We start from the raw sequence: 14,951 nt of genomic DNA on the forward strand, positions 1-14,951 counted from the left end.
CCGGGCTCGTCAAGTCAGATGAGGACCGCCGTCACTCCGCGGCGGCGAGGTGCCGTTCCTCCTCATCATCGGTGTTGGTCTCCTCGTCATCGCCGTCGAGGAAGTCCGGCAACGCCTCGTCGCCCTCGCCAGAGTCCGCCTCGGTGCTTTCGGCATCGGCGCCGGAATTGCGCAGCGGTTCGGGCAGCCAGCCCGTCTCGGCGAGGAGACGTTCGGCTTCGGTCGCCATGTCGCCCTTCTTCAGATGTGCGATGAGTTGGGCGGCGCGCTCGCCGGCGCCTTCACGCACCGCTTCGAGGATGCGGGGCTTGGTGACGCGGCCGAGATAGTTGGCGACGGTCGGCCGCCACCCGGCTTCGGCCATGTCGAGCCCGACCGCCAGCGACAGGCGATCGGCTTCGGCGATGCGCTGTTCGACACTATGCGCCGAGACACGGCCACCGTAGCGATCGGCCCGCTCATAAAGCGCATTGACGCCGAACGAAGCGCAATGGGCGAAGAGTTCGGCCTGTTCGGGGCCAGTCAGTGCGGCCAGCCCATCCCAGAGATCAGCGACTTTGGCCGGGAGCCGTTTGCGCCAGCTATCGTGCCGGGCCTCGATCGCCTTGGCATAGACGCTGTCACGAAGCCCTTCGGGCTGCGAATGGAAGGTCGTGCCCCGCACGCTGACCTCCATCGCGAAGCCGTACTGGCTGCCGCCGTAGAACACGTCCTGGCAGAACTTGTGCAGGACGGCGACGAAGGCGACCGAGGGATCGGTGGCGAGCTTGTCGCGGAGCGCGAGGGTGCGATCGGCGGTCAGCTCCGTGATCAGTCGATCGGGGAGCGGCTTGATCGTGTCGTCCTCGTCCTCCTCCTCGGGCTCGGCAGGTTTGCCGCAGATGGTGATGACCGCGCGCTGGACCGAAGGCGACGCCGGATAGTCAGCGTCATCGTCGCCGCCATCCTGCTCTTCACCCTCGCCATCGCCCGCCTGGTTGGCGATCTCGTCCTCGGGTCGGACATAGCCGCGGTCGATCGACAGCGTGCCGTCGGCGTCCAGGCTGACGAAGACCCCGGCGATCGCGATGTCGGCGGGTTCGTAGTGGACCGGCCGCTCGTCGAAGCTGGCGAGCGCGGTTTCGATTTCGCCAAGGCGCTGATCGATCTCGTCCGGCAACTCGTCGGCGTTCTCATATTCGGCCTCCAGCTTGGCGCACTCGGCGTTGAGCGCCTCGATGGTCGCCTGTTCGTCAGCCGTCAGGTCGAGCGGCGTGCCCACGATCTCGCGCAGGCCGTGGGTGGCGCCATAGGGGAAGCTCATCGCCACCTCGATCCATTTCCAGCCTTCGCCGGCGATCGCTTCGGCGGAGGCTTTCAGCTTGTCGGCGACCAGGCGATCGAGCAGCGCAGGATCCTGCAGCCAGCCGCCGTCGTCATCCTGGAAGAGATCGCGCAGCACGCAGCCGCCGTTGGTTTCATAGGCATCGATGCCGACGAATACGGCCCGCTTGTCGGATGCGCGGACGGCGGTCTCGGTCAGCATGCGCCGGATCTGGTAGGGTTCCCTCTGCCAGCTATTGCGAACCGACTCCCAGACCTGCTCCTGACGCGCATGATCGTTGGTGACGGTGAAGGCCATGAGCTGTTCGAGCGTGATGCCGTCCTCGGCATAGATATCGAGCAATGACGGCGAGACGGCCGCGAGGCGAAGCCGCTGCTTCACGACCTGGACGGACGCGAAGAATGCAGCCGCAATCGCCTCCTCGGTCATGCCCTTCTCGCGCATCGCCTGGAACGCGCGGAACTGGTCGAGAGGATGCAGCGGGGCGCGTTCGATATTCTCGGCCAGCGACACCTCGTCGACGAGGATGTCGGCATTGGCGTCCGACACCACGCACGGCACCTTGGAGGTCTTGGTGAGGCGCTTCTGCTTGACGAGGAGCTGCAGCGCGCGGAAGCGACGCCCGCCCGCCGGCACTTCGTACATGCCGGTTTCCTGGCCGTCGGCATCGAGCACCGGCCGGACGTGGAGGGACTGGATGAGACCGCGCCGGGTGATCGACTCGGCCAGCTCGTCGATCGAGACGCCAGCCTTGACGCGGCGGACGTTCGACTGGCTCAGCACCAGCTTGTTGAAGGGGATGTCCTGCGCCGACGACAGGGTGATCTTCTGAATGGCAGTTGCCATGAGACTTACTCCGCGACGGGCGCCGAAAGCCTCTCTCTCGACCCTAAACCCGTCACGAAGCGAAGCACCGCCCTCTCACTCTAGGAGGGCAGCGACACCATCAAACGCCATCGGTAAGGTCACTGCCAGAACCGGCGATGATCCCGCGCCAGTCCTTCGTATTCGCCCATGACGGCTTGATGCCGCCCTAGAAATTCGAGCGCGGTTCGATGCCGAGGAAGCGGATCATGTTGTCGGGCGCGACGAAGTTGACACCCGAACCCAAGCTGCGGTCGCCTGTTGCGACGAGGCGGCGGAAAATCGCTACCTTGTCAGGATGCATGGGGGCGCCGCCCCACACAGCGTCCTGTACATATCGCGCGATGAAACCGGCGAGGACGTCGGCGACCTGAATGCCGATAGAATCGTGCGATCGCTGGAATTGCAGGTCGGCCGCCTGCGAGAATTCGAAGTCGGCCGTCTGCAGGGGCAATTTCACGCCAAGCTGCGCCAGGTCCTCTGCGAGCTTCTTGTTGTGCAGAAGAATGTCTCCGAACTGCAATTGCTCGTCGTGGAACAGCGTCACGCCGGAAACCTGCTTTCGCGCGAAGCGATTGATCCGGGCGTAGATGTTGGTGAACGATGTCAGGTTCGGCAGAACCCAGAGCAGCTTCCCGGCGGGATTCTTGTCGGGAATCGGTAATGCCCGCTCGACGGCCTTGGCTTTCGGCAGCTTGCGGAAGTCCTTCAAGCTGTCGCGCGCAAAACGGATGATCCCCGCCGCCACGTCAGTAGGCGGAACTCCGCTTCCCTGCGCCCACCGAATTATTTGCTTGTAAAGTTCGCGTATTTCCGCGTGGTCTCTGCTTTGGCAACATGCGGCAAAGGCGTGAGCCAGCTCGGGAGGTGCATATAGCGCCATGTAGTTCGCCATAACGCCCTTCATCCAAAGGGCGCCAGGTTGAGTGTCGCATTCCCCCACATAGGGCACCACCATTCGCTCGATGATGTTCACGACAACGAAGAAGTGCTTGTCGACAAGCTCGATAAAGATTGGGGCGCGGCGCGTCTCAAGGAGGTCCAGAAGATCAAAGATGAAGCGCGGCTTGTCATAAGCCTGTTTTGATTTGAGCTCCGACGACTGGATGCGGTGCGCCTTTTTTAGTGCGCCCAATTTATCGGTGAAGTCCTGGTCGAGCGTGCAGCCGAATGCAGCCAAGGCGAACATGCGCTGTTCGACGAAGTAGGAGTCGATTTTGACCGTGCTCAGGTCGCCGGTATTGCCGCTTTCATCGATGTAATATTCCGCAGGCGCCTGCTCTAGCATTCTGTATCCAGTCGCTCGTTTGGCGATTGTGCTCCATGCCGCACCACTGAATAGGTGACCTGGATCTGGGCCACAAGACAGCCCGGAAACAGTATGGCTAGGGGACGCAAAGCCGGAGACACGGACAACCGCATCTCCGGCATTGCGGGGATCAGGCGGCGCGATCGAGCAGCTTCTTGGCCTTGCCTTCGAGCTCGAGCCGCGCGTCCTGGTGGGGCTTGTCGCGCGCGACGGCGGTGATGCCCTGGACGAAATCGAAGATGCTTTCCGGCGGGCGGCCTTCCTCGGCCAGCACCGCGTCGATGATTTTGCCCGTCTCGGCTTTCGAGAAGCCGCGGCGGCGCAGGAATTCGGTGCGCTCTTCGTCCTTGTGCGCGACGATGCGTTCGCGCGCCGCCTTGATGCCGGTGATGAACGGCTGCGGTGAGGAGTCCGCGAAGCTGAGCAAGGCCGGCGCCGCCTCATGGGCGAAGCGCGAAGCGGCGTATTTGGAATGGCGGATGGAGATCTCCTCGAAATCTTCGACGCCCCACAAATTGCGATTCTGGCACACGGCCCTGAGATAGAAGGACGCGATACCAAGGGTCTTGGCGCCCACTTCGCTGTTCCAGGCATAGAAGCCCCTGAAATAGAGATCGGGCGATCCATCCGCGAGCTTGCCGGCTTCGATCGGATTCAGATCGTCGACGAGGAAAAGGAAGACGTCGCGATCGGAAGCGTAGAGCGTCGTGGTGTCCTTGGTGATGTCGACGCGCGGATTATAGACGCCGGTCGACCAGTCGAGGACACCGGGCACTTTCCAACGGGTGTCGCCGGTGCCGTTGCCGGCGATGCGCTGCACGGCTTCGACCAGCTCGTGGTCGTAGATCCGGCCGTAGTCGGGGCCGGTCACGGCGCGCAGCTCGACGCGGCCGTCGTCGGTCTCGAGGGTCTTGATCTGCTCGGCGCGGTGGGCGGTCAGCCCATATTGCAGGTTGATGCCGGCGAGCGCGGCGGGGAGCTGCCGCAGATAGGCGGCCGGCGCGCCGACCTGGCTCGCGAGCTGACCGAAACTCCAGTGCGTCGGAGCGATGGGCTTGTCGGCGCCTGGTAGGATCAGGGCAAGCCGTTCGGGATCGGTGCGGCTGGCTTCGACATGGATAAGCGCGGATTCGACAACGCGCGTTCGGCTGCGCTCGGTGCGCTCGCGGACGGTCCGGCCGAGTTCGGCGAGCGAGAGATAGCGCTCGTCGTCGGGTCGCGAGAACCACTCCGAGGAAACCCGACCGATGCGCTCGCCGCGGTTGATGTCCACCTTCCAGCCGCCACTCACGTCGCGCCGGGCATCGAGAACCTGCATGTTCATGGGATCAAACTCCATGACGGGCGCCGGAAGACTCTCTCCCGACCCTCAACCCGTCACGGAAATCCGGTCCACACTCTCACTCTAATGAGGGCGTTGCGGGGTCTCCCCGCAGAAGGGGTCGGCCGAGACCCTGGGCTCGGCCGCAGGGGAAGGCTTTCCCCTCCAGGCCCCCTCTCAATCGCTGGCCCTTCCAGTCGGTTTGGGGGAGATTGAAAACTGTCAGAAAACCGCATATATTTCTGACAGGAGAAGTGCCGTGCAACGACTGACCGAACAGATTCTGGCGCACACCGAGGGCTTGCCCGAGGGCGCTCCGATCGCGGCGAAGAGCCTGCTCCATCTCGGCAATCGCGCCGCGGTGGATCAAGCCTTGTCGCGACTGGCTGAACGTGGCCGGCTGATGCGTGCCGGGCGCGGCGTCTATCTGCGCCCGGTTTCGAGTCGGTTCGGCGTCCGCGCGCCCTCCGTCGAGAAGGCCGTCGAAGCCCTCGCGCTCCAGCGCGGCGAAACCATCGTGTCGAACGGTGCCGCGGCCGCTAACGCGCTCGGCCTCACGACACAGGTGCCGGTCCGGTCGGTCTATCTGACATCGGGCCGTAGCCGGACGATGAATCTGGGCCAGCAGGTCGTCGAGCTGCGGCATGCGCCGCGCTGGCAGTTGGCGCTGGCCGATCGGCCCGCCGGACAGGCGGTGCGAGCGCTCGCCTGGCTGGGGCCGGAAAAGGCAGAAGCCGCCTTGATGACGTTGAAGCGCAAGTTGCCGTCTTCCACGTTCGGCGAACTCGTCGCGGTCGCGCCCCAGCTACCGAGCTGGCTCGCCAGGACGGTCGGCAAAGTTGCATACGGCCGAAGGAGCCATTCTCAGGTGGGCGGCCTACCTATTTAGATTGTCCGAAATTTGTATATTTATTTCGGACAATCCACTTGGTTCGCGTCCGAAAAAGGACTACAATTTTCGGACATGAACACCGACTCGCCCGATCTGAAGAAAGCCATGCTCGAGCGCATCCGTGCGGATGCGCCACGCAAGGTCTGGACGCCCAGTGACTTCGTCGATCTCGCCTCGCGGGACGCGGTCGATAAGGCGTTGCAGCGGCTGACGAAGGTCGAAATCCTTAGGCGGATTGATCGTGGGCTCTACGATCAGCCTGGCTTCAACAAACTCACCCAGAAACCCAATCCGCCTGATCCGCGCTCAGTCATCGACGCCGTCGGGCGACGTGACCAAACCCGGATGCTTGTCGACGGCATGACCGCGGCGAACGATCTGGGCCTAACTGACGCCGTCCCCGCCAAAATCGTGGTGCACACCGACGCTCGGCGCCGCGCGATCAAGCTCGGCAACGTAACGATCACCTTCCGTCCAACCGCGGCCAGCAAGCTATTCTGGGCCGGACGACCAGCGATGCGCGTCGTCCAAGCGCTTCACTGGCTGCGCGATCTCCTGGTTCGTGAAGGAGAAAGTGATCAGGTTAGGCGCAAGCTCGCCAATCTTTTCGAAGATCCCACGGTGGGACCGCCCCTCAAAGCGGATCTCACTGCCGGTATGACAGCTCTTCCGACATGGATGTGGGTGTTTCTCAAGCCGCTCGTTGAAAGCGACGCCGGCGTTCGTCGTCGGCACGTCGATGATGATCGTGATGATGCTGATCATGATCGTCATCAACAAAGAACGGCGGACGATGCCGATGATCAGCGTCATGCTGCCGTCGCCCGGCCCAAGCGAAAGCCGCTCTCCCCGCAGAAGGCACAAACTGCCAAGCGCGGTGCAGCCCGGGCGGTGAAGACATGAATCCGGCTTTCGACGAGGTTCTCGCGGCCGGGTCGGACGCGATGTTGAGCGCCTTCGATACGACGGCGCTACGCCTCGGCACGGCGTCTCAGAATATCGAGAAGGACTTCTGGGTCTGCTGGACGCTGGATGCCTTGTTCAATGGCTTGAAAGAGGGCGGACCCCGCCTCCTCTTCAAAGGTGGAACCTCCCTGTCCAAAGGGTTTGGTTTGATCAATCGCTTCTCCGAAGACATTGATGTCACGGTGTTTCGGGACGACATCGGCGAGCCGGCGACCATCGAGGAGCTCGAAGCGCTGAGTAGCAAAAAGCGCCGGGCGCGCCTCGATGCGATCAAGGACGCCTGCCAAGCCTACATCAACGGCCCGCTGCGGGCTGAGTTGACGCAGATCCTGCAGGACCGGCTTCAGGCTGCCGGCCTCGATGCCGGCGCGGCCCGAGTGGAAGCCGATGACGCTGATCCCGACGGGCAGACGCTTCTGATCTGGTATCCCGCGGCGACGCCGCGATCGGATTATGTGCGGGCAGCGATCAAGATCGAGTCGGGCGCGAAATCCGCGCTCGATCCGAACAGCGAAGTGCCGATCAAACCCTATGTCGATGATGATCTGCCGGCGCTCGACCTGACCGTGCCGGCCGTCCGCACGGTCGATCCGGAACGTACCTTCTGGGACAAGGTTGTCATCCTCCATGGGCTGCGGCGCTGGTTCGACAAGCGCGGCGAGCTGCGCGGGGGCGGCCAACGCGTTTCCCGTCACTATTATGACCTGCACCAGCTCGCCGCGGCCCGCGTCGGCGCCGCCGCCATCGCTGATCCGGCGCTCGGTGCGGATTGCGTCGCGCACGCCCGGATGTTCTTCAATCGACCGGACTTCGATCTCGCGAGCGCTGCGCCTGGCTCGTTTGCACTCGCCCCGCATGACGCGATGATCGAGCAACTGCGCGTCGACTACAGGGCCATGCAGGGCATGATCTTTGGCGATCCACCGGATTTCGAGGCGGTGCTCGACAGCATCGGCTCGCTCGAGACGCGTCTCAACAAGAAGGGCGATACGGGAGGCGGGGCCGCGCGATGAACCAGTTGGAGGGAGCTTTCGACACCGGGCAAAAGGCAGACGCGCGTGGCGCGGGCGAAGCGATCGTAACCCCGCTGCGCAAACGCCGCCTCAGCGGCGAACTCTACGAGCGCGACCCGAAGATAGAAGCCCTCATCGCCGAATTGGCAGTCCTGCCGCGTGATGGCTTGATCGCCAGGGCGGAAATCACCAAGCGCTCGGACCCGGGCTACGTCCCGAGCGAATGTCTCGTTTACTTCATTCGCGCGAGCCGTCGCGACAACAACGAGGTGTGGTTCGAGCGCCTCTATCGGATCTTGACCGAACGGGTGCTGCGCAGTTTGCCCAGGGCGGAAAGCTCCGATGGAAAGACGGAATCGCTGACGCGCGGGGTCGTGCGCGACAAGGTGTTCGGCCGGTTCGTCGAGCTCTTTTCGGCGGACCGCGCCGCCTACGACGAAAAGGTCGACTACTTCGAGGTGCGCTTCGATGGCGCGCTAGCGAGCCTGCGGCGCGATGCGCAGGAAAAGGCCTGGCGCGACGAAAACCGTTCCCAGCCCCTCGAATATGACGAGGAGAGCGGAGAACTGTCACCGGAGGTCGAGGCGGCCGCAGGGACCCACGATCCCTTCGCCGTGTCGGATTTCGACGACCCGTCTTACCGGTCGCGCCTGGATGCAGCGATTGAAGCTCTACCGACAGAACAAAGCAGGATCATTCACATGTTGAGACAGGGCTTCCCCATCGACTCCAAGGAGCCGGACGTCATGACCATCGCCAAGGCTTTGGGCCGCTCCGAAAAGACCGTCCGAACCTACCGCGACAAGGCCTTCGCCGCCCTGCGAGCTGCCATGGCCGACGGAGACGAGCGGTGAGCCCCGGCGGCGGACGTCCATCCCGCGAGGCCGTGCTCGACGCGTTCGCGGTCGAGAGCGAGCCTGGCCGGTCGACCTTGGAACGCTATCTGCGGCTATACCCGGAATATGCCGGGGAGCTCATCGACCTCTCGCGCGAACTCAGCCGCGAGGCTTATGAAGATGCCGCACCCCTCTCTGCTACCGATCGGGCGCTGATCGACGCTGCCTGGTCGCAACACGCGAAGGTTATGCCGGCGGCAGCAGCCGACCCTTTCGCGGCGCTGACGGTCGATGACTGGCGCGCCGTCGCGCAGCGTCTGGACGTGCCCCGGCAGGTCGTGACCGCACTGCGCGAACGGCGGGTCTCTCTCGTCAGTATCCCGCGACGCTTCCTGGCGATATTGGCGGATGCGATGCGCAGCTCTGTCGCACAGTTGGAGTCGTCCTGGGGGCCAGCGCACCTGATTGTCGCGCGCAGCTATAAGGCCGACAGCAAACCGGTGGCCGGCGAGCAGGTCACCTTCGAGCAAGTGCTGATCGATGCCGGCGTCCCGGCCGAGAAGCGCGCCCGGCTGTTGGCGGAGGCGGACTGACATGGACAGTGTGGAGCTCGCCAGGCAAGTCGCCGCCGAGCTTCACGCTCGCCTCGTTGCATCCGGCGCCGATCCCTGGTCGCCCTATGACTTTGCTGTCGCCGAGGCCAAGCGGCGGGGGATTGATGTCGAACGGACTGCCGCCGGCGCAGCCGTCCTCAATGGCGGCCGCGCGACTTTCGTCGCCGCCGACGATCTGATTCTTCACGAGAATATGGGCTCTCCGTTCGAGCAAGCTTTCCTCGTGGCGCATGAGATCGGCCATGTCGAGCTGGGCGACGATCCTGGTGGCGAAGCGGCGCCGATGATTGATCCGGCACGCCCGGCCGAGCCCTCACCAGTCGGAATGGATCGGGTTGTCGATTATGGACGCCGGCAACGCCGCGAAGTCCAGATGGACCTGTTCGCGCGCGAACTGCTGCTTCCGCGCACCGTCGCGCGGGCGCTCCATGTCGACCAAGGGCTCGCCGCGTCCGCCATCGCCGCGAAGCTCGGCGCGCCGTTCGAGGTCGTCGCGCAGCAGTTGTTCGATGCTTTGCTGCTGCCGCCCGTGCCTCCCGCCGCGACTGCGGCGCATGTCGAACGGCCGCTCAATCCGCTGCAAGCGGCCGCTGCGGCGCATCGCGGCGAAGCCTATCTGCTTGAGGCGGGGCCTGGCACCGGCAAGACGCAGACGCTGATCGCGCGCGTCGAGGGCCTTCTAGGCGAGGGCGTCGATCCACGGCGCATACTGCTGTTGACCTTTTCGAACAAGGCAGCGGGCGAGATGGCCGAGCGGATCGCGCGCAAGCGGCCCGAGGCTGCGGCCGCGATGTGGATCGGCACGTTCCATGCCTTCGGCCTCGATATCATCCGTCGTTTCCATGCGGAGCTCGGCCTGCCGAAGGACCCGCGGATGATGGACCGGACCGAAGCGGTCGAACTCCTCGAGGGGGAGTTCCCGCGGCTTAGGCTCGCGTACTACCGCAATCTTTACGATCCGACCCAGATCATTGCCGACATGTTGGCCGCCGTATCGCGGGCGAAGGATGAGGTGGTCGACGCCGAAACCTACGCCGCGCTCGCCGACGCCATGCAGGCGAAAGCCCAGGACTCGGATGCGCGCGAGGCGGCGGAACGCGCCGGCGAGGTTGCCCGCGTCTACGCGGCCTACGAACAGCTCAAGCGCAACGCGCATTGCATCGACTTCGGCGATCTTGTCGCCTTGCCGGTGCAACTGCTCGAAAAGGAGGCGGCCATCTGCGCGGCGCTGCAGGCGCAATATGATCATGTCCTGGTGGATGAGTATCAGGACGTGAACCGCAGCAGCGTGCGGCTGCTGAGCGCACTGCGGCCCGACGGCCGCAATCTCTGGATGGTCGGCGACGCCAAGCAGTCGATCTACCGGTTTCGCGGTGCCTCATCCTTCAACATAACCCGGTTCGGCAAGGAGGACTTCGCCGGTGGCAATCGCGGTCGATTGAAGCGTAATTATCGTTCGGTGCCGGAGATTGTCGCCAGCTTCTCCAGTTTCGCGATCACGATGCGCGCCGGCGATGCGGATAGTGGCCTCGACGCGGACCGCGACGCCAATGGACATAGGCCCGAGTTGCGCACGGTCCAGCGCGCCGAGCAGCAGCAGGTCGCCCTGGCCGACGCTATCGAGGAGCTGCGGCGTGACGGCTACGCCTATCGTGACCAGGCGGTCCTGTGCACCGGCAACGAAAAGCTGTCGACGATCGGGCAGGACCTGGAACGGCTCGGCGTGCCGGTCCTCTTCCTGGGAAGTCTGTTCGAGCGGGGTGAGGTCAAGGATCTCCTGGCTCTCCTCTCGATCCTGGTCGATCGGCGCGCCATGGGCCTGGTGCGCATTGCCTGCTGGCGAGACTTCGCCACCTCCTTTGCCGATGTGGTCGCGGTCTTCGACCATCTGCGGGCGGCCGAGCACGCGCCGGCGGGCTGGCTGCGGCATGGCGAGGCGATCCCCGGTTTGAGCGACAGGGGGCGGCAGACCGTTGCCAAGCTCGCGACTGCGCTCGATGGTTTCGATCAGACGGCCTCGCCCTGGACCGTGCTCGCGACGCTGTTGCTCGATCGCACACGCATCGCCGCGCGCCTGGGCGCGTCGGAGGATCTCGCCGACCGCACACGGGGCATCGCGATCTGGCAATTCCTCAACTTTGTGCGGGTACAACCGGCCGGACGCGGGCTGCCCATCACGCGCCTGCTCGATCGTGTGCGCAGGCTCGTGCGGCTCGGCGACGACCGCGACCTGCGCCAATTGCCGGCGGCCGCCCAGCATCTCGACGCCGTGCGGCTGATGACCATCCATGGCGCCAAGGGCCTAGAGTTCGGTGGCGTCCATATTCCTGGGCTTAACAGCGACACGATCCCACGCACGCCGCCGGCGCCGCCCTGTCCGGCGCCCGACGGGATGATCGCGGGGGCGGAGGGCAGTGCGCTGGAGGCGTTCCGCGCAGGTCAGGCCGAGGAGCAGGAGTGCCTATTTTACGTGGCGCAGTCGCGCGCCCGCGATCGCCTGATCCTTTATGCGCCGACCGAGAAGAGTAACGGCCACAACCGACCGCTTTCGCCATTCCTCGACCGTCTCGGGGCGACCTTAACACGCCGTTCGCTCGTGCCGGCACGGCCGCTTCCCGTGGCCGCGGAAGCTCGGGATATCGATTTGGTGGTCGACGGACGGCTGCGGTTAGGCGCCCCGCAGATCGCTCTTTATGAATCCTGCCCGCGTCGCTTCTTCTACACGCATGTCCTGCAGGTCGGCGGCCGGCGAACCGCGACCGCCTTCATGCATCTGCATGAGGCGGTTCGCGTGGTGGTCGAGGCGGTGATCGCGTCGGATGGACCCGTGTCCGAGCAGGCGCTGCAAGATCGCATCGATGCGGCGCTCGCCGGCGAGGGGCTCGGCGAGCACGGCTATCGCGCGGAATTCCGCGATCTGGCGCTGGCAATGCTGCGCTTCTTCCTGGCGAACCGCGCCGAAGCAGTCCCCGAAGCGCCGGTCGCGCTCAGCCTCAGTTTCGGCGGCGAGGAGATCATCGTTCGGCCGGACGAGGTGCTGGTGCGGCCGGACGGCATCCGCGCCGTGCGCCGCATTCGCACGGGTCACATGCGGTCGGCCGAGGGCAAGGATGTCGGCGCGGCGGCGCTGATGCTGGCGGTCAGGCAGTCCTTTCCCGGCGCGGTCGCAGAGCTCGTCCATCTTTCCGACGGCGAGGCACATGCGCTTGCCTTGTCCGATCGGGAGCTGAAGGGGCGCAAGGACAAGCTCGCAAAGTTTCTCGGCGACATCCGCGCCGGACGGTTTCCGGCCGAGGTTTCGTCGCGCACCTGCCCGAACTGCCCGGCCTTCTTCATCTGCGGGCAGACCCCCGACGGCCCCTTGCAAAAAAAGTTCGTCTGACCTTACCGGTCGGCCTCCCTCGCTCCGATTGGACCCTTAGAGCCGCGGCGCTGCCTCGGCCGAACCTAAGGACCCAATCTTATGAACACCGAAGAACTTCTTGATTACGACGATCTCGGCAACGCCCTGCGCGAAGGCCGGGCGTTGCGTCCGGCGCGGGGGTATCGCTTTCTCCTCGCGCAGGGCGATCTCAACTTCCAGTCCCGTGTGGTGAGCGATCCCGTGCCGCTCGGCCGCCAGTTGCTGGAAGCCGCGGCACTCGACCCGCGGGACGGTTACAGCCTCATCGCGATCCTGCCCTCGGGCGATTTCGAGGATGTGAGGCTCAACGAGCCGTTCGACCTGCGTGAGCGCGGCGCCGAGCGGTTCATCGCCTTCCAGACCGACCGCGACTTCAAGCTGACCCTCAACGACCACGAGCTGCTCTGGGGCAAGCCGGTCATCAGCGGCACGGTGCTCTACGGCCTCGCCAAGCCCGGCGAGGGGGAGGCCGTCTTCCTCGAGGTTCCCGGCGGTGAAGATCGCCTGATCGAGCATGGCGAGCTGATCGATCTGGTCCAGCCCGGCATCGAGCGGTTCATCACCGCGCGGCTGACGTTCGAGATCATCGTCAATTCGCGGCCGCGCACGGTGAACGCCCGCACGGTGACGTTCGAACAGATCGTCCAGCTCGCCTTCCCGGGCCAGCACGAACCCAACGTCGTCTTCTCGATGACCTATCGGCACGCGGCGTCGACGCCGCCCGCCGGTGAGCTCGGGGTTGGCGGCTCCGTCGACGTCAAGAAGAAGGGCACGGTGTTCAATGTCACGCGCACTGTTCAGTCGTAATCCGGACCTCAAGCGGCTGCGGGACGAAGGCTACTTCGTCCAGCAGCAGGGCGGGTATCTCGTTATGCGCGAGGTGCCGTATGTCGATGCGCGCCGGGAGGTGCGCATCGGCACCCTCATCTCCAGCCTCACGCTGGCCGGAGATCAGACGCGCCCGCCCGACACCCATGTCATCCACTGGGACGGCGATTTCCCGTGCCACGCCGACGGCAGGCCCATCCAGGGCATCTCGCATGCGGCCGGCGCCTTCGATCTCGGCCACGGCCTGAAGGCGACGCACAGCTTCTCCAGCAAGCCAGACGGCGGCTACTCGGACTACCACCACAAGATGACGAGCTACGCGAATATCCTCGCGGGCCCGGCCGCAGTGCTGAAGTCCGGCGCGACGCCTCGCACCTTCCGCGAACCGGAAGAGGAGGAGGACAGCGTCTTCAACTATGTCGAGACCGCCTCCGACCGTGTCGGGATCGGCGTCCTGACCGAGCGACTCGTCAACGAGCGGGTCGCCATCATCGGCGTCGGGGGGACCGGCGGCTACATCCTGGATTTCGTCGCCAAGACGCCTGTCCGGGAAATCCGGCTGTTCGACAGCGACGAGTTCCTGACCCATAACGCGTTTCGCGCGCCGGGCGCTCCGAGCCTGGAGGAATTGCGGGAAGCGCCCAAGAAGGTCGAATACCTGAAGCGCATCTACAGCCGGATGCACCGGAACATCGTGGCGCACGATGTCGCGCTCGGCGTCGACAACATTCACCTTCTCGACGGCGTCACCTTCGCGTTCCTGTCCCTCGATGCGGGTGACGCTAAGCGGCTGATCGTAGAGAAGCTCGAGGCGATCGGCGCCGCGTTCGTCGATGTTGGCATGGGGCTCGAGCTCGACGAGGGGTCGCTGGGCGGCATCCTGCGCGTCACCGCCAGTACGCCGGAGAAGCGCGATCACGCGCGGCAGCGCATTTCCTTCGTCGGCGGCGGCGCCAAGGACATCTACGCCTCCAACATCCAGGTCGCGGATCTCAACGCCCTGAATGCTGTCCTCGCGGTCGTCAAGTGGAAGAAGATTCGCGGCTTCTACCGCGACCTCGAGCGCGAGCATCACTGCACCTACACCACCGACGGCAACATGCTGATCAACGGGGATCTCGCGTGATACGGCACAAGCGACTCGAACATCGTTTCGTCGAACACATCCCTGAGCGCCTTGAGGCAGGCATTCTCTATGTTTCGATGGAATATGCCACATCAGCCCACAGCTGCTGCTGCGGTTGCGGCGAGGAGGTCGTCGCCCCCTTCACGCCGACGGACTGGAAGATGACGTTCGATGGCGAGACCGTCTCCCTTCGGCCGTCGATCGGCAATTGGACGCTGAAATGCCGGTCACACTATGTGATCGACCGCAGCAAGGTGATCGAGGCCGGCCCCTGGAGTGACGAGCAGGTCGAAGCCGAGCGTCGTCGTGACCGCGCTGCCAAAGCGCGCTTCTACGGGCAGACGCCAGCGATCGAACTTGCCGTTCAGCCCGCTCCCGTCAAGGCGGCTCCCGGCTTCTGGCGCCGCGCCTGGCGTTGGCTATCTGGCAGATCGTGACGATAGGCCCGACGGCAG

General features: G+C 64.7%; 12 protein-coding genes. 9 read left to right on the forward strand and 3 right to left on the reverse strand.

Features of this window, described 5'->3' with window-relative positions:
* Positions 1–31: 31 nt before the first annotated feature.
* From F8237_RS14220 to F8237_RS14230, 3 genes are all read right to left on the reverse strand, one after another.
* Complete coding sequence (locus F8237_RS14220) at positions 32–2,170, reverse strand: ParB/RepB/Spo0J family partition protein (RefSeq protein WP_006022620.1); 2,139 nt, start codon at positions 2,168–2,170, stop codon at positions 32–34.
* A gap of 187 nt (positions 2,171–2,357) precedes the next feature.
* Positions 2,358–3,476, reverse strand: coding sequence for a DUF3800 domain-containing protein (locus F8237_RS14225; RefSeq protein ID WP_006022621.1), 1,119 nt, complete (start codon positions 3,474–3,476; stop codon positions 2,358–2,360).
* 151 nt (positions 3,477–3,627) lie between these two features.
* Positions 3,628–4,821, reverse strand: a complete 1,194-nt coding sequence (locus F8237_RS14230) for a hypothetical protein (RefSeq protein WP_024338475.1) — start codon at positions 4,819–4,821, stop codon at positions 3,628–3,630.
* A gap of 256 nt (positions 4,822–5,077) precedes the next feature.
* On the opposite strand from F8237_RS14230, the gene F8237_RS14235 reads away from it, so the two are divergent.
* The 9 genes from F8237_RS14235 to F8237_RS14275 all read left to right on the forward strand — a co-directional run bounded on the left by F8237_RS14235 (position 5,078) and on the right by F8237_RS14275 (position 14,933).
* Positions 5,078–5,707, forward strand: a complete 630-nt coding sequence (locus F8237_RS14235) for a DUF6088 family protein (protein WP_006023614.1) — start codon at positions 5,078–5,080, stop codon at positions 5,705–5,707.
* A 75-nt stretch (positions 5,708–5,782) separates the two neighbouring features.
* Positions 5,783–6,613 carry a DUF6088 family protein gene (locus F8237_RS14240; protein WP_006023613.1) on the forward strand — a complete coding sequence of 277 codons (831 nt, stop codon included), beginning with the start codon at positions 5,783–5,785 and terminating at the stop codon, positions 6,611–6,613.
* The gene (locus F8237_RS14245) at positions 6,610–7,689 is read left to right on the forward strand and encodes a nucleotidyl transferase AbiEii/AbiGii toxin family protein (protein ID WP_006023612.1); all 1,080 of its coding nucleotides are present in this window, start codon (positions 6,610–6,612) and stop codon (positions 7,687–7,689) included. The genes F8237_RS14240 and F8237_RS14245 overlap by 4 nt, the downstream gene beginning before the upstream one ends.
* Positions 7,686–8,543 (forward strand): response regulator transcription factor, encoded by an 858-nt coding sequence (locus F8237_RS14250; protein ID WP_006023611.1) that lies wholly within the window; start codon positions 7,686–7,688, stop codon positions 8,541–8,543. Before F8237_RS14245 ends, F8237_RS14250 begins: the two co-directional genes overlap by 4 nt.
* Positions 8,540–9,118 (forward strand): hypothetical protein, encoded by a 579-nt coding sequence (locus F8237_RS14255; RefSeq protein WP_006023610.1) that lies wholly within the window; start codon positions 8,540–8,542, stop codon positions 9,116–9,118. Before F8237_RS14250 ends, F8237_RS14255 begins: the two co-directional genes overlap by 4 nt.
* Position 9,119: 1 nt before the next feature.
* The gene (locus F8237_RS14260; protein ID WP_006023609.1) at positions 9,120–12,521 is read left to right on the forward strand and encodes a UvrD-helicase domain-containing protein; all 3,402 of its coding nucleotides are present in this window, start codon (positions 9,120–9,122) and stop codon (positions 12,519–12,521) included.
* A gap of 81 nt (positions 12,522–12,602) precedes the next feature.
* Entirely contained in the window at positions 12,603–13,349 is a 747-nt protein-coding gene (locus F8237_RS14265) for a multiubiquitin domain-containing protein (RefSeq protein WP_006023608.1), read from the forward strand.
* Positions 13,324–14,496, forward strand: a complete 1,173-nt coding sequence (locus tag F8237_RS14270) for a ThiF family adenylyltransferase (protein ID WP_006023607.1) — start codon at positions 13,324–13,326, stop codon at positions 14,494–14,496. The genes F8237_RS14265 and F8237_RS14270 overlap by 26 nt, the downstream gene beginning before the upstream one ends.
* On the forward strand, positions 14,493–14,933 hold the full coding sequence (locus tag F8237_RS14275; protein WP_006023606.1) for a ubiquitination-like system serine protease family protein: 441 nt from the start codon (positions 14,493–14,495) through the stop codon (positions 14,931–14,933). Before F8237_RS14270 ends, F8237_RS14275 begins: the two co-directional genes overlap by 4 nt.
* The last annotated feature ends 18 nt before the right edge of the window (positions 14,934–14,951 follow it).

This window comes from Bradyrhizobium betae (assembly GCF_008932115.1).
Classification (GTDB): domain Bacteria; phylum Pseudomonadota; class Alphaproteobacteria; order Rhizobiales; family Xanthobacteraceae; genus Bradyrhizobium; species Bradyrhizobium betae.

Coding starts and splice junctions, on each gene's coding strand:
- F8237_RS14260 (WP_006023609.1), top strand. CDS start 9,120: ATGGACAGTGTGGAGCTCGCCAGGCAAGTCGCCGCCGAGCTTCACGCT.
- F8237_RS14220 (WP_006022620.1), bottom strand. CDS start 2,170: ATGGCAACTGCCATTCAGAAGATCACCCTGTCGTCGGCGCAGGACATC.
- F8237_RS14265 (WP_006023608.1), top strand. CDS start 12,603: ATGAACACCGAAGAACTTCTTGATTACGACGATCTCGGCAACGCCCTG.
- F8237_RS14225 (WP_006022621.1), bottom strand. CDS start 3,476: ATGCTAGAGCAGGCGCCTGCGGAATATTACATCGATGAAAGCGGCAAT.
- F8237_RS14250 (WP_006023611.1), top strand. CDS start 7,686: ATGAACCAGTTGGAGGGAGCTTTCGACACCGGGCAAAAGGCAGACGCG.
- F8237_RS14230 (WP_024338475.1), bottom strand. CDS start 4,821: ATGAACATGCAGGTTCTCGATGCCCGGCGCGACGTGAGTGGCGGCTGG.
- F8237_RS14270 (WP_006023607.1), top strand. CDS start 13,324: ATGTCACGCGCACTGTTCAGTCGTAATCCGGACCTCAAGCGGCTGCGG.
- F8237_RS14245 (WP_006023612.1), top strand. CDS start 6,610: ATGAATCCGGCTTTCGACGAGGTTCTCGCGGCCGGGTCGGACGCGATG.
- F8237_RS14240 (WP_006023613.1), top strand. CDS start 5,783: ATGAACACCGACTCGCCCGATCTGAAGAAAGCCATGCTCGAGCGCATC.